The following is a 12,778-nucleotide window of genomic DNA, read 5'->3' on the forward strand; positions in this document are numbered from 1 at the left end:
CCACCACCCCGTTTCATCGCACAGTCGACCACCCCACCATGAACGTGGAACGCATCGTGGCACTGACCCGGACCTACTCACTGATCAATCCCGCCGCCATCCAACGTCAGATCCAAGCACTCATCAGCCAGCTGTTCACCCTCGCCACCAGCAAAGCCGCACCCGGAACCCAACCACCAACCAACAAGCGCGCACGTTTACGTGAGGCAACGAATACGCCTACGCGCGCATGTTGACATGAGGCAACAGGCCGACAAGATGTGCCGACAAGTGGCTGTCGTGTGGCAGGACATCACACACCGACAAATGGCCGTCACGCAGCGAGCAGCACGACCCCTGCGACGAGTAAGCCCACGACCTTGACGATTTCCAGGCCGACGTAGACGTAATGAGCGCGCGACCGCGGGCCCTCCTCGCCGGCGAGCACCGCGTCCGACCGCTTGCTCAGCCGCGGGCGAACCAGCAGCACCTGCGCCAACAGCATCGCGATGGCTACCACCGAGGCCGCCCACACCGCCGCGCCGGGCGACGAGATGACGAGCGCGACGACCAGCGCGACCGCCAACGCAAGCTCGCATCCGTTGAGCGCGCGAAACACCAAGCGCCCGATCCCCAGACCGAGTTGCAGGGTGATGCCGGGCGCGCGGAACTTCAGCGGTGCCTCAAGAAACGAGATGGCGATCACCATGCCGAGCCACACGAAGATCGCCGCCACCGCAACAGCCGATGCGGGACTCATAGCCGCAGCTTACGACAGCAATTTCTGCAGGACGGCGGCCTGGCTGAGCTCGAGGTCCCGGGTCGCGGTCACCAGGGTGACGGGCCGCGTGCGCACCAGCTCGCGCAGCTCCTCGAACGCAGCAGCTCCCTCGGGAGTCTCGAGCTCGGCGGCGTAGCGGTCGGCGAACTCCTCGAACCGCTCCGGTCGATGCGCGTACCACTTGCGCAGCTCGTTCGACGGGGCGACGTCGCGGATCCAGCGATCGATCCTCGGGTCGTCCTTGCGGATTCCGCGTGGCCACAGCCGGTCGACGAGCACGCGTTCGCCGTCGTCGGGACTGGTGTCGTAGACCCGCGAGATGGTGACGGGATGATGGCCACTCATGGAAGTGCAATGGTAGAGGCATGGTTGTCGATCGCGTGGCGGAACTTCAGCGCTGGGAAGATGCCGGTGCGGTGTGGTCGGTGGTATCCCGGACGCAGGACCGGGTGACGATCGCGCTGCTACGGTGCGACGGCGGCGAGGAGGTCGATCGGTTCACCTCCGACGACCCGCGGCTGCTGGAATACATCGGTCAGCGACACGACAGTTCGGAGTGATGAGCGTGGGCAAAGTGGACGTCGGAAAGCTGACGTTCGTTCCGGTCGAGGACGCATTGGACTTGGTTGGCGGCCCCGTTCGCCGCCATATCGAAGAGACCGGCGGTGATGGGTTGTGGGTCAGTGCGATCGATCCGGATCTGCCGATACCGCGGCCTTCTGCGAGCACTACGACATCGGCCTCGACGTCTCGGCCAACTGCGTGGTGGCGGAAGCCAAGCGCGCCGATCGAGTGTGGTACGCGGCGTGCATGGTGCTGGCCACAACCCGTGCCGACGTCAACGGTATCGTGCGCAAACACCTTGGCGCGCGCAAGATTTCGTTCGCCCCGATGGACACCGCGGTGTCGCTGACCGCGATGGAGTACGGCGGCATCACGCCGGTCGGACTGCCTGCTGACTGGCCGGTCCTGGTCGACCGGAACGTAGCCGATCAACAACAGGTCATCATCGGCAGCGGCGTGCGCGGCTCGAAACTGCTTGCCGCGCCGCGGGTGCTGACGAAGTTACCGACGGCCGAGGTGTTGACGCTCACCCGGCCCGCCTGACCCCGCGAATTGTGCATCTGGCGACGCTTTTTCCCGATTCGCGTCGCCAGATTCACGGTTCGTCGGCGGTCATCACCAGCGCGGCCTCGTTGTAGGGGTGCAGTCGGTAGAGGAATCGCAACGACGTCACCAGCGGTTCGGCCTCGGCCTTGCTCACGATCCTCGGGTTGCCCACCCGCACCGTCTTCCCGCCCTTGTGGACGGTGGCCGAGCCGCTCGCCAAAACGTTCTGCACCCAATGTGATTCGGTTCCGTAGCCGATCAGGACAACGACTCCGTCTGCGCTGTCGAAGATGTTCAGCGGCGTGCGGTACCGCTTCCCTGACTTTCGTCCGACGTGCTCGAGCACGCCCATCGTCGGTGCCCATCCACCGAGCGCCAGCGCGAGCGGGTTCGTGATGCGACGGTTGAACTTCGCGACCGCCCGTGGAACCCGCATTCAACTCCCCCTCGGCAAAGACATCGACACCAGGCAAGAGCACAGCTTGACGCCACGAGGCGAACCGCATACCCGCCGTGAACTGGTGCTTGCGCGAGGGATGCTCGGCTAACTACCGTACCGGCAGCGGGGGCATGCAGGAAAGGGCTTCCCATGGCAAAGGCGCCGTGCACCGACCCAACCGACACGCGATACGCCCGGTTCATCGGCAGGGTCGGAGGCCTCGCCGTCGCACTGGGCATCGGCGTCGCCATCGTCAACAGTCCCGGCATCGCATCCGCGAACGACGGACAGAGCGCAGACTCGGACAAGACGACCGCTGAGTCCAGCGCGCAACCGTCCGGCAGAGACCGTGATCCGGTGAAAACCGTTGTCCGGCAATTGCGATCGCAAATCACGGACATCCGCGAGAAGGTGCAGGACGCCAAAGACGATGTGAATGACCGTCTCCGTGCGCGAAGCCCTCAACGGGCGGCACCGCACGTGCAAGCCACGCAGATCGTCAGAACGACGCCCAAGCCGAGAAAAACCGCACCGAACCCCGCTCTGGTGGCTGTCGCAGGCTTTGTGCGACGCGAACTCGAGCAGGTCGCCACCCCAGCCAGGGCCCGCAAGTCCGTGGCCCCGGCCGCCGCGATTACTCAATCCGGGATAACTCAGTCCGCGGTCACTCAGTCCGCGGTCACTCAATCCGCGGCCGCCCAGGCGATAAGTCCGCTCGGCACACCGGCGCAGCGCGACGCCGAACGGACGGCCACCGAAACCGTGAACACGCTGCCCGTTCAGGTGACGAAGCTGGTTCTCAAGACCGGCTGGTATGTCACCGCGCTGAGCGAATATTCCAAAGTCGGCGGCCCCGACCGAGCGAACCTCGCGCAGTTGAGCCGATCGGTCGACGAGTACGCGATGGGAGCGGCGTTCCAGCAGCAACTGCTCAATCCGATGACCCCCAGAGCGGTGATGCAGGTCGCCCCGCCGCACACCTGGTACGGGCAGAGCGTCGGCGGATCGCGCATCCTCTACGACAACCCGGACACCATCTACCGCTTCATGGCGGTGAACAAGACCTCGACGTACGTCATCCGAGGCAAGTTCGAGGACTGGAACCCCGAGGACCCCGAGAGCAACCCAAAGCTGCCCGCGGATACCACGTTCAGTCTTCTGACGGGCTTGAGCGGCAACACCGCACAAGTACTGTCGCAGAAAGACCTTGTGGTCAAACCCAACGGAGAGTTCGAGATCTACGTGTCGGCTGGGCCGAAGCCCGACGAGTACGACAACTACATCCAGCTCACCTCCGATTCGACCTTAATCGCCGCGCGTGACACGTTGGCGGATTGGAACGTCGAGCAGCCGATGACGTTGTCGATCGAGCGCATCAGCGGGCCACCCAACAGCTTGGCGGCCCAATTGGGTCTATTCGCAATCCCATTCATCGGGCCCGCGGTCTCCGAGCGCCCGTTCTTGACGCAACTGGTGTCGCTTATCCCGCCGCTGCCCAACGAGCCGCCACTGCTGCGCGGCGCGGTGACGTCGGTGATCATGCTCATCGGCCTGCAGATGGAACGCGAGTACATCCGGGTGGCCACCGTCGATTCCTCCACCGGAGGGCCCAGGCAGCCCAACGTCTTCACCGATCCGACCAGCAATGCCGCGTTCCTGTCGACACAGCTGCAGAGCGCCGGGTATTTCGACCTCGCCGACGACGAAGCGCTGATCGTCACCGTCGACCCTGGCGACTCCGGCTACTTCGTCGTCCCGGTGACCAACGACTGGACGATCACCGACAACTACTGGGATCAGCAGACCAGCCTGAACATCGCGCAGGCGGTGCAGAACAGCGACGGAAAAACGTACACGATCGTCATCTCGAAGGCCGATCCCGGCGTGTACAACTGGGTGTCGACCGGCGGCCTGAATCAGGGCACGGTGTCGATCCGATTCCAGGATCTGGGCGACGTCGGTCCGACCGTGAGTTCGAAAGTGGTCAAAATCAGCGAGCTGGACGATCCTGGCGTGCTGCCGCCCGACACGGTCTTCGTCACCCCGGCGCAACGTGCCGAGCAGATCGACTTGCGGCGATCCGGCTTCGACCGGCGCTTTGCACCGTTCATGCAGACGTTCATGCAGATCTAGAAATCGAGAAGGCCGCCCCGCACGCGGCGAGACGGCCGACCCGGTTGAAGACCGGTCACTGCACCGGCTGGAATCCGGCGTGCGTGTAAACGCCCCAGGCCTGCGCCTCGGCGTTCCACTGAACCGGCAACCACGGTGCCCACGACGGAGGCGGCGGCTGCGGCGGCGCCCACGGCGGCGGCGCGATCGTGGCGCCTGGGCCCTCAACGCTGATTCCCGGAGCGTTCAGGCTCGGGCCCTCGACGCTGACGCCCGGGTCTGCGGGTGCGGGCGCGGGGACCGGCGGAGGCGGCGGCGGGTTGAACGGTTCCGCCTGCGCGAAGCCTGCTCCCAGACCGAGCGCGGCGGCGCCGATCGCACCTGCCAGCGTTGCCTTCGCAGTGGTCCTCTTGACGTTCATGCGTGCACTCCTTCGATCGGCACGCCGACGAATGCCGACGTGCTGGTCACGGACTGCCGCCCTACCGCGTCACGGCGGACGACGTTACCCCCCCGAATAACAGGGCCTACCCGTCGCCGCCGAAACGCTAAACGGGGTCGGACGCGATCTTTCTGAACCCGTCCACCAACTGGGCCAACTGCGCTGGATCGCCGGGTGGTGAGCCGGCGAAGCGGATGTCGGTGGCACCGGCGGCCAGCAGCTTGGGCACCGGCGCGAGGGACGCCTCGATGTCGAGGGACCCATCATGTTGCTTCTCCAGCACGGCGGTGCCTTGCACCTCGAGATGACTCGGGTCACCGCCAACGTCCGCGATGGCCTGCTTCATGGCAGCCACGGCTTCATCGAGATGGGTGATCGCGGGACCCCAGGGAATCCACCGGGTGCCGAAGGTGCTGAGCCGACGGGCCACTCGCTTGTTGACAGTGCCGCTGACCCAGATCGGGATGCCGCCGGGTTGCACCGGCTTGGGCATCTGGTGGATGCCGTCGAACGACAGTTCGGGCGAGCTGTAACGGGCGCGGCGCTGAGTCCACAGCGCTTGGCAGACCTCGAGCGTGTGGTCCAGCAGCCGGCCGCGATCCTCGAATCGCAGGCCGACCGCCTCGTACTCCTCACGCTGCCATCCGACTCCGACGCCGAGGTCGACGCGCCCGCCGGACAGCACATCCATGGTCGCCAGTTGCTTGGCCAGTACCGCCGGCCTGCGCAGCGCCGCGAGCAGGATCGCCGTGCCCAGCCGGATGCGGGTCGTCGTCGCCGCGACCGCGGTTAGAAACACAAGCGGCTCCAGCCAATTGCCGTCGGGACCGGTCGGTTGACGTCCGCCTGCGGTGCCACCGATCGCCGGATTCGCGTACGCCTCGAGGTTCTCGCCGAGGACCAGGTGATCCGAGACGACCACGCGGTCCACCCCAACGGCGTCCATGGCCTGCGCGGTTTCCAACATCGCGCGCGAGTCAATGTCCTCGTCGCTGAAAGTGCGCAGATACAGTGAGATCTCGGGTCGACGCGTCATGGCAGGAAGTATCCGCCCCGGTCCATACGTCGGTTCACCCACGTCCATGAGCGCGGTGTGCCACAGTCCGGAGATGGCGCGCAACCTGCACGACGTCGCGGTGATCGGCGCAGGCCCCGGGGGGCTGGTGGCGGCACGCTGGCTGGCATCGCAGGGTTTCGAGCCGACCATCTTCGAGCAGCGGCAGACCCTCGGCGGTCAGTGGACCGGACTCGAGGGCATCAGCGGCGTCTGGCCGACGATGCACACCAACACCAGTCGTGTCCTGACGGCGTTCAACGACTTGGCGCACGACAACGACCTCGTCTTCCCGTCGAACCGCGACGTCCTCGACTATTTGCACCGCTACGCCGAGCTCTTCGGCCTGACGTCGCGGATTCGGTTCGACACCCGCGTGGAGCGGATCAGCCGAGCCGAGAATGGATGGCTCATAGAGCACTCCGGCACCGCCGAGATATTCAGCCGTGTCGTTGTGGCCAGCGGCAGATTTCAATCACCGCGTATCCCACTAGTTTCCGGGTTGAAATCCTTCACCGGCCCGGCTGGCGTGCGATCGACTTTCGCCTACCGTGGCCCGGATTCCTACCTCGGGAGGCGGGTGCTTGTCGCGGGCGGCGCTATCAGCGCACTCGAGATCGCCTCTGACCTCGCCCAACTCGGCGCCGAGGTGACCGTGACGCAGCGGCGGCAACGTTACGTGTTGCCGAAGTTCGCCGCCGGCGTGCCCTCTGACCATCGGCTCTTCACGCGGTACGGTGCGCTGGCGAACGAACGTCTGCCGCAGGACGAGGTCGATCGGCAGCTCAAGGAGATCGTGGTCGAAGCGGGCGGTACCCCGCAGCAGTACGGCGCGCCCGCACCCGGTCCTTCTCTGCTCGCCGCGGGCGTGACGCTCGCGCAGCAGTACCTGCCGCTGGTCGCCGAGGGTCGAATCACCGTGCGGCCATGGATGACTGGCGTCGACGGGAAGTCGGTCACCTTCGCCGACGGGTCGTCCGCCGATTTCGAGGGGTTACTCTTCGGAACCGGATTCCAGCTGAATTTGCCGTTCCTCGACGACGACATCCGAACCGTCATCGGCCTCGATGCGGTGCATCTGGATGCCGATCGCTACACCTTTCATCCCGACCTTCCCGGGCTGGCCTTCGTCGGCATGTGGGACCAGTCCGGCGGCTACTTTGTGCCGATGGAGTTGCAGGCCCGCTGGATCGCCTACACGTGGAGTGGCGCGACCCCGGCGCCGAGCCTGGCAGAGCAACGATCGAGAGTCGACGCCTGCCGCGCGCGCCGCCGAACGCCCCAGAAGACCCGGATGAACCTCACAGCGTTCACGTTCGCCCGCGCCGCGGGTGTCGAACCACACCTAAAGAACTGGCCGCAGCTACACCGCGCGTTGCTGTTCGGCCCGCTCGCGCCTAACTGCTTCCGACTGGAGGGGCCGGACGCGCTACCGGACACGGATGTCCAATTCAGCCGGGACGCAGCAGCCTTCGGTTCGATCACGTCGAATGAGATGACCGACCGCGAACAGCGGTACTGGTCACTGGTTGAGAATTCCTGACGCGGCGTACTTCGCCACGAGCTTGTTCTTGTAGAGCTTTCCGGCGTCGGTGCGAGGAAGCGCCGGCTCGAAGAAGACCGATTTCGGGCACTTGTAATGCGCGATGCGTCGCCGCAGCCAACCGATAATTTCGTCGGCCAGTTCCTCACCCGCTTCGACATCGTCGACCAATTGCACCGCGGCTGCGACCAATTGGCCCATCACGTCATCCGGCACGCCGAAGACCGCCGCGTCGACGACCAAAGGATGCCCGACGAGTTCATCCTCGATCTCCTGCGGGTAGATGTTGACCCCGCCCGAGATGATCATGTGGTCGCGCCGGCCGGTGAGGTAGAGATAACCGTCGCTGTCCAAGAAGCCGACATCGCCGACGGTCACCCAGCCTTGCGGCGTCCGCGTCGCGGCCGTCTTGGCCTCGTCGTTCAGATATTCGAAGGGATATCCACCCTCGTAATAGATCTCGCCAACGTGCCCTGGCCGCAGTTCGACGCCGCGCTCGTCGAGGATGTGTGGAACGCCCAGAAGCGGCCGGCCCACCGAGCCCGGATGCCGCAGCCACTCCTCGGCCCTGATGAACGAGATGCCTGCACCTTCGGATGATCCGTAGTACTCGTCGATGATCGGCCCCCACCACTCGATCATCTGACGTTTGATCGCCGGCGCGCACGGTGCTGCGGCGTGTACCACCCGCTGCAGGCTGGAAAGGTCGTAGCGCCGCCTGGTCTGCTCGGGCAGGCGCAACATCCGCACGAACATCGTCGGAACGAACTGCGCATGCGTGACTGCGTACCGCTGAATGCATTCCAGGGCCTGTTCGGCGTCGAACCGCTCCATCATGACGACGGTGGCACCGGCGGCCTGTGCGGACATCGTCCACATCGCCGGTGCCGTGTGATAGATCGGCGCAGGGCTCAGATAAACCGAAGCCTCTGTCACGCCCAGCGCTTCGAACACCGGGGTCGACAAGCGGTCGCCTCCCGCACCGGATGTATCGAGCGCTCTGCGAATTCCTTTCGGCCGCCCCGTGCTGCCCGCGGAGTATTGCAGGAGCTGCCCGGCAGGGCCTTCTCCGATCGGTCCGGACGGTTCGTCGGCCACACATTCCGGGTAGCGCTGCCAGCCCGCCAGATCATCGTCGGCGATCAGGACCACCCGCGGCAGGCCGGTCGGGAGATGTTCAGCGAGATAGGTGCATACGTCGCGCATCGCGCGAGAGGCGACGATCGCGCTCGCGCCGCTGTCTTCGACGATGTAGGCAATCTCGCTGTCGGACAGATGGGTATTGACCATCGTGTAGTACAGCCCGCTTCGCCGCGCGGCCCACATCACCGCGTGCACGTGCGCGTTGTTCTCCATCACGACCGCGACGGTGTCGCCCACCGACAGCCCGGCGCGGCGGAAGTAATGGGCGAGCCGGTTTGCGCGCCCCTCGAGTTCGGCGAAGCTGACGGCCACATGCGAAGGGTGCAGTATCAGAGCGGGTTTCGCGGCCGAACGGGTCATGAGTTGTCCAGGCCGCAAGACCAGGGCTGGTTCCACCGATCCACCACCGCCACCAGTTCCAGTGGCTTGCGGCGCACCGCCTTGTGCCTGCCTTTGGGCCAACCCGCCGTGACCAATGCGGCGATCAGCCAGTCGTCCGGAATGCCGACGAGACGGCGCAACTCGTCTTCGCAGGAATCGTGCCACAGAGTGATCGCCGCACCGAGGCCTTCGGCGCGTGCCGCGAGCAGGAAGTTCTGCACGGCAGGGAAGATCGACCCGCCTTGCTGCAGCTCGGAGGCGCCCCGTTGGGGCTGAACGCAGAACAACACGAGACACGGCGCGAAGCCACCGACTCGTGTGTGTTCTTCCATCGCCCGCAAGACCCGGGACTTGGCGTCATCGGCATGCCCTACCGGCTCAGTGAGCCCATAGAACCTTTTGAGTTCCTGCCACGTACGCCGGGCCGCCGCGGTGACGGCTGCGCGGGCGTCAGAGGAGCGCAGGACGACGAATCGCCATGGCTGCTGATTGGCGCCCGACGGAGCCCAACTCGCTGCCCGCAGGCACTTGTCGAGCGTTTCGTCGTCGACGGGCTCATCGCGATATCGCCGTACCGCGGAGGCAGTGCTCATGACCGTCCACAGGTCAGTCGAAGTCTGCCGTACCGCTTGGCTTTTCATGTCAACACCGTCCGCGGCAGCACACCGCGCCACGTCCCACCGCGTACCGGCCCCGTCACCAACGGAAGATCCAGCGTCGACAACACCCCGGGCGGCGCAGCTATCACGGCGGGAATGGCGTTGAGTTCCCGCATCACGGTGGCATAGGTCAGGCCACGCATGTTGTTTCCGCGCCCGTGCATCTCGATGTCGACCGTGTACGTCGGCAGTCCATCGACAATGACCCGGTAGCCGCCGTGTGGCGACGGATGTCGAGGCCAATCCGGCGCCGACGACTCCCCCATCCGGGTGATGTGCTCGAGCACGACGCGTTGCTCACCGTCGACAATGCCGGCGAGCCTGAACCGCATCCCACCCATCGTGCCGGGCTCGATCCAGCCCGATGCCACTTCGTAACGCTCTTTCGCCAACCACTTCTCGATCGTCGTATCCACCCGATCGAGCGGCAGACCGACACCGTCTGCGACCAGGTGCACGATCGGTGCCCACAGTGAGGCGAGCCGCTCGGGATCGAACAGCGGCGCGGGATGATCAGGCGGATGACCGAAACCCATGAAGTCCAACATGATGTCGGGTTGGTTGATCGGGCCGTAGTCGAGAAGTTCGAGCATCGTGATGCGCTCGACACGGCTGCTGAAACCCGTCATCGTCAGCGCGATCACATCGTTGGCCCAGCCGGGGTCCACTCCACTGTTGAAGAAGCTGGTGCCGCCTTCCGTGCATGCCGCTGCGATGAGTTCAGCGGTTTGCCGTTCCGCGGCGGGTGGATAGCACATCGGCACCAACGAGGTGCACACCACGTTCTTGCCTGCGCGCAGGCAGCGCGCGATGTCGTTGGCGGCCTCCCGATAGCGGTAGTCGCCCGAGGCGAAGTAGGCGACCACGTCGGCTTGCGTCGACAGCGCCGCATCGATGTCGCGGGTGGCGATCACGCCGGTCGCGGGCATCCCGCACAGGTCGCCCGCGTCTTTGCCGTCCTTCGCCTCGGCGTGTACGACCACGCCCACCAGGTCGAGTCCAGGGTGGGAGATGAGCGCGCGCAGCGCACCGACACCGACCTGTCCGGGACCCCAGAGGATCACCCGCGGGTTTGTTGGGCCGTCTGCCATGTGCACTCCTCCCGCTCGACCGGCTCGTGAGAACATACCTTTTCAGTTCTTGATAACACCATTGCCGGAACAAGCAAGCGCGGAGGCGACAATGACAGAGCACGGGCCTGATTACGAGTTCCTGAAGTGGGAGACGTTCGACGACGGCCAAATCGTCCGGATCTCGCTGAATCGGCCTGAACAACGCAACGCGCAGAACCGCGGGATGCTTGTCGAACTCGATGACGCATTCACGCGCGCCGAGGCCGACGACACCGTTCGCGTCGTCATCCTGGCCGGCGAGGGACCGATGTTCTCATCGGGCCACGACATCGGGTCCAAGCAGGCCAGAGCCGAGTTCGCCACCGGACCGGGCCAGCACCCGACCGCGACGATCAACGGCGGGACTCGCGAAGGCGCGGAGAAGATCATGCTGCAGGAGTGGCACTACTTCTTCCAGAACAACCTGCGCTGGCGCAATCTGCGCAAGATCACGATCGCGCAGGTGCACGGCGACGTCTTCTCGGCGGGCTTGATGCTGATCTGGGCATGCGACCTGATAGTCGGCAGCGAAGAGGTGCGCTTCGCCGATGTCGTCGGCACGCGCCTGGGCATGTGCGGCATGGAGTACTTCGGACATCCGTGGGAATTCGGGCCGCGCCGGACGAAAGAACTGATGCTGACCGGCGATGCGATCGACATCGCAGAGGCCTACCGGCTCGGCATGGTGAGCAAGATCTTCAAGCGCGACGAGTTGGCCGATCGCACACTGGAGCTGGCCCGAAGGATCGCCACGGTGCCGACAATGGCCGCGCTGCTCATCAAGGAATCGGTCAACCAGTCCGTCGACAACATGGGCTTCTACAACGCCTTGCAGTCGTGCTTTACCCTGCACCAGCTCAACCATTCGCATTGGGTCGGTGTGCGTGCCGACAAGCGTGCGGTTGCGGGTGAAGAGCAGGGCGTGCCGAATTGGCGAACCGCTCCCCCGGTTGTGACGTCGGTCAAAGACCAGGTGCGCGCCGACGCGTGACGGGGACGTCGGTCAGCCGGCGACCGCCCCGTAGCGGGCGCCGGCGACGCGATCGAGCGCTACCTCCGAGTCGCCGTAAGTCATGGCCCAGCCGCGGACCCTCCGGTAGTACAACTGGATATCGCCTTCCATCCCGAATCCGTAGCCGCCGTGGATGTGCAGGCTGCGTTGCGTCGCATCACGCGCGCTCTCGTACGCGAACGCGAACGCCATCGCGGCCAGCTCGGTGACCCTGTGTGGCTCGTCGATGAACGCGCAAGCCGCCCGCAGCGCCAGCAGCCGCGCGCCGTCGGCCGCGGTTGCGCTGTCGGCCAACGGATGTGACACCGCTTGGAACGACCCGATCGCAGATCCGAACGCGCGCCGCTGCTTGGCATAGTCGGCCCCCATTTCGACGGCTCGCCTCGCCGCGCCTGCGAGTGCCGCGGCGGTCAGCGTCAGCCACAGGTCAAGTGCGCCATCGAAGACGCGTCGTGCGTCGGCGCCGACGGCAAGAACCGACAACTCGTCGCCAAGCGGGAGATCGGCCAGCGGCAGCGAGCCGAGGTTGTGCACTGTCCGACGGTCCTCGCCCGCCGGAACAGCGACGAGATGGTCGCCGACGAGAGCCACGACGGCGTCGGCGACACCGCCGCTCGGTACCAGCTCGAGCACGCCCTCTCGTGGAGTTCTCGGTGCGAAACCGACGAGCTTGCCGCCCGCCAACGCCTCAGCCAGCAGCCCGGCGGCGGAGTCACCGCATCTGCCGAGAACGCGGGCGGCGACCTGAGCCTCGATCAGCGGGGCGGAGGCCACCGCCCGCCCGCACTGCTCGGCGATCAGGGCGAGGTCGAGCTCCGATGCGCCCCAACCCCCTGCTGATTCATCGACGGCCATCTCAACGACGCCGGTGGACCGAAGTGCATGCCACAACTTGGGGTCGAAACCGGACGGTTCGGCCGCGCGGATCCGATCAGGACTCGAGTCACGCGCGAAGATTGCGGCGAACGAGTCGACGAGCTGTTGCTGTTCGACCGAAAGGCTTAGGTCCAC

Annotated in this window: 14 protein-coding genes and 1 pseudogene; 6 read left to right on the forward strand and 9 right to left on the reverse strand. The window is 65.5% G+C overall.

The features are described 5' to 3' along the window. Positions 1-236 (forward strand): annotated as a pseudogene (locus CQY20_RS17265) (integrase catalytic domain-containing protein); the annotation flags it as partial. A gap of 77 nt (positions 237-313) precedes the next feature. Here CQY20_RS17265 and CQY20_RS17270 read toward each other — a convergent pair. Together CQY20_RS17270 and CQY20_RS17275 are read right to left on the reverse strand one after the other, a co-directional pair. Continuing rightward, positions 314-739 carry a hypothetical protein gene (locus CQY20_RS17270; RefSeq protein WP_097941308.1) on the reverse strand — a complete coding sequence of 142 codons (426 nt, stop codon included), beginning with the start codon at positions 737-739 and terminating at the stop codon, positions 314-316. Positions 740-748: 9 nt separating this feature from the next. Beyond that, on the reverse strand, positions 749-1,105 hold the full coding sequence (locus CQY20_RS17275) for a DUF488 domain-containing protein (protein WP_097941309.1): 357 nt from the start codon (positions 1,103-1,105) through the stop codon (positions 749-751). Positions 1,106-1,125: 20 nt separating this feature from the next. Here CQY20_RS17275 and CQY20_RS34880 point away from each other — a divergent pair, with 20 nt between their 5' ends. Both CQY20_RS34880 and CQY20_RS17280 read left to right on the forward strand, forming a co-directional pair. After that, entirely contained in the window at positions 1,126-1,320 is a 195-nt protein-coding gene (locus tag CQY20_RS34880) for a hypothetical protein (protein ID WP_163700488.1), read from the forward strand. A 115-nt stretch (positions 1,321-1,435) separates the two neighbouring features. Then, a complete protein-coding gene (locus CQY20_RS17280) occupies positions 1,436-1,867 on the forward strand; it encodes a YbaK/EbsC family protein (RefSeq protein ID WP_234816288.1) in 432 nt (143 codons plus the stop codon). A 52-nt stretch (positions 1,868-1,919) separates the two neighbouring features. Here CQY20_RS17280 and CQY20_RS17285 read toward each other — a convergent pair whose 3' ends face one another. Next, positions 1,920-2,306 (reverse strand): nitroreductase family deazaflavin-dependent oxidoreductase, encoded by a 387-nt coding sequence (locus CQY20_RS17285; RefSeq protein WP_097941310.1) that lies wholly within the window; start codon positions 2,304-2,306, stop codon positions 1,920-1,922. Positions 2,307-2,459: 153 nt separating this feature from the next. On the opposite strand from CQY20_RS17285, the gene CQY20_RS17290 reads away from it, so the two are divergent. Further along, positions 2,460-4,442, forward strand: coding sequence for a hypothetical protein (locus CQY20_RS17290; protein WP_097941311.1), 1,983 nt, complete (start codon positions 2,460-2,462; stop codon positions 4,440-4,442). A gap of 55 nt (positions 4,443-4,497) precedes the next feature. Here the strand turns inward: CQY20_RS17290 and CQY20_RS17295 are convergent, their stop codons facing one another. Together CQY20_RS17295 and CQY20_RS17300 are read right to left on the reverse strand one after the other, a co-directional pair. Then, complete coding sequence (locus CQY20_RS17295) at positions 4,498-4,842, reverse strand: hypothetical protein (RefSeq protein WP_097941312.1); 345 nt, start codon at positions 4,840-4,842, stop codon at positions 4,498-4,500. 127 nt (positions 4,843-4,969) lie between these two features. Next, positions 4,970-5,899 (reverse strand): TIGR03619 family F420-dependent LLM class oxidoreductase, encoded by a 930-nt coding sequence (locus CQY20_RS17300; protein WP_097941313.1) that lies wholly within the window; start codon positions 5,897-5,899, stop codon positions 4,970-4,972. A 73-nt stretch (positions 5,900-5,972) separates the two neighbouring features. Here CQY20_RS17300 and CQY20_RS17305 point away from each other — a divergent pair, with 73 nt between their 5' ends. Continuing rightward, entirely contained in the window at positions 5,973-7,460 is a 1,488-nt protein-coding gene (locus CQY20_RS17305) for a flavin-containing monooxygenase (protein ID WP_097941314.1), read from the forward strand. Here the strand turns inward: CQY20_RS17305 and fadD4 are convergent. The 3 genes from fadD4 to CQY20_RS17320 are packed head-to-tail and all read right to left on the reverse strand — an operon-like array spanning position 7,440 to position 10,707. Continuing rightward, the gene (fadD4, locus tag CQY20_RS17310) at positions 7,440-8,963 is read right to left on the reverse strand and encodes a fatty-acid--CoA ligase FadD4 (RefSeq protein WP_097941315.1); all 1,524 of its coding nucleotides are present in this window, start codon (positions 8,961-8,963) and stop codon (positions 7,440-7,442) included. The genes CQY20_RS17305 and fadD4 overlap by 21 nt on opposite strands. Then, positions 8,960-9,577, reverse strand: coding sequence for a nitroreductase family protein (locus CQY20_RS17315; RefSeq protein WP_097941316.1), 618 nt, complete (start codon positions 9,575-9,577; stop codon positions 8,960-8,962). The genes fadD4 and CQY20_RS17315 overlap by 4 nt, the downstream gene beginning before the upstream one ends. Positions 9,578-9,621: 44 nt before the next feature. After that, positions 9,622-10,707: an NAD(P)H-dependent amine dehydrogenase family protein gene (locus CQY20_RS17320; protein ID WP_097941367.1), complete on the reverse strand. Its 1,086-nt coding sequence runs from the start codon at positions 10,705-10,707 to the stop codon at positions 9,622-9,624. Positions 10,708-10,825: 118 nt separating this feature from the next. On the opposite strand from CQY20_RS17320, the gene CQY20_RS17325 reads away from it, so the two are divergent. Beyond that, positions 10,826-11,746: an enoyl-CoA hydratase gene (locus CQY20_RS17325; protein WP_097941317.1), complete on the forward strand. Its 921-nt coding sequence runs from the start codon at positions 10,826-10,828 to the stop codon at positions 11,744-11,746. A gap of 12 nt (positions 11,747-11,758) precedes the next feature. On the opposite strand, the gene CQY20_RS17330 is transcribed toward CQY20_RS17325, so the two are convergent. Further along, positions 11,759-12,778: an acyl-CoA dehydrogenase family protein gene (locus CQY20_RS17330; protein WP_097941318.1), complete on the reverse strand. Its 1,020-nt coding sequence runs from the start codon at positions 12,776-12,778 to the stop codon at positions 11,759-11,761.

Source organism: Mycolicibacterium agri (assembly GCF_002553505.1).
GTDB lineage: Bacteria > Actinomycetota > Actinomycetes > Mycobacteriales > Mycobacteriaceae > Mycobacterium > Mycobacterium agri.

Excerpts from the sequence above, each read along its gene's own strand:
- CQY20_RS17270 (WP_097941308.1), bottom strand. The coding sequence starts at position 739 with ATGAGTCCCGCATCGGCTGTTGCGGTGGCGGCGATCTTCGTGTGGCTC.
- CQY20_RS17275 (WP_097941309.1), bottom strand. The coding sequence starts at position 1,105 with ATGAGTGGCCATCATCCCGTCACCATCTCGCGGGTCTACGACACCAGT.
- CQY20_RS34880 (WP_163700488.1), top strand. The coding sequence starts at position 1,126 with ATGGTTGTCGATCGCGTGGCGGAACTTCAGCGCTGGGAAGATGCCGGT.
- CQY20_RS17285 (WP_097941310.1), bottom strand. The coding sequence starts at position 2,306 with ATGCGGGTTCCACGGGCGGTCGCGAAGTTCAACCGTCGCATCACGAAC.
- CQY20_RS17290 (WP_097941311.1), top strand. The coding sequence starts at position 2,460 with ATGGCAAAGGCGCCGTGCACCGACCCAACCGACACGCGATACGCCCGG.
- CQY20_RS17295 (WP_097941312.1), bottom strand. The coding sequence starts at position 4,842 with ATGAACGTCAAGAGGACCACTGCGAAGGCAACGCTGGCAGGTGCGATC.
- CQY20_RS17300 (WP_097941313.1), bottom strand. The coding sequence starts at position 5,899 with ATGACGCGTCGACCCGAGATCTCACTGTATCTGCGCACTTTCAGCGAC.
- CQY20_RS17305 (WP_097941314.1), top strand. The coding sequence starts at position 5,973 with ATGGCGCGCAACCTGCACGACGTCGCGGTGATCGGCGCAGGCCCCGGG.
- fadD4 (WP_097941315.1), bottom strand. The coding sequence starts at position 8,963 with ATGACCCGTTCGGCCGCGAAACCCGCTCTGATACTGCACCCTTCGCAT.
- CQY20_RS17315 (WP_097941316.1), bottom strand. The coding sequence starts at position 9,577 with ATGAGCACTGCCTCCGCGGTACGGCGATATCGCGATGAGCCCGTCGAC.
- CQY20_RS17325 (WP_097941317.1), top strand. The coding sequence starts at position 10,826 with ATGACAGAGCACGGGCCTGATTACGAGTTCCTGAAGTGGGAGACGTTC.